Below are 506 nucleotides of genomic sequence, written 5' to 3'. Positions count from 1 at the left end.
TCCACTGTAGTGAACGTCCACGTGGTCCCCGTCACCGTGACTTCATCCAGCCGATTGGCGCCGTCGTAAATGTCGAGTTTTTTACCTTCAGCTACCGTGCCTGTGAGCGTCAACGGCGTTTTGCTGGTCGTATCGGGATTGCTGATCGCGGTGCCGTCGGAGTCTTTCACTTCGCCGATTGCGGGTTTCACCGCCACCGCTTCTACGGTAACGGTCCAGGGATCCGACTGCTGCCCACCGGCACCCTGCTCCTTGACCGTGAAAACATGCTCGCCAGGAGACAACTCCACTGTAGTGAACGTCCACGTGGTCCCCGTCACCGTGACTTCATCCAGCCGATTGGCGCCGTCGTAAATGTCGAGTTTTTTACCTTCAGCTACCGTGCCTGTGAGCGTCAACGGCGTTTTGCTGGTCGTATCGGGATTGCTGATCGCGGTGCCGTCGGAGTCTTTCACTTCGCCGATTGCGGGTTTCACCGCCACCGCTTCTACGGTAACGGTCCAGGG

General features: G+C 58.3%; 1 pseudogene. It reads right to left on the bottom strand.

The annotated features are described in order from the left end of the window. Positions 1-506: pseudogene (locus AC1RJ3_RS29660) on the bottom strand (hypothetical protein); the annotation flags it as partial.

Source organism: Pseudomonas sp. GW822-FHT04C11 (assembly GCF_058800905.1).
The sequence above is the reverse complement of the archived record's forward strand: the minus strand, read 5'-3'. Positions and strand labels throughout refer to the sequence as shown.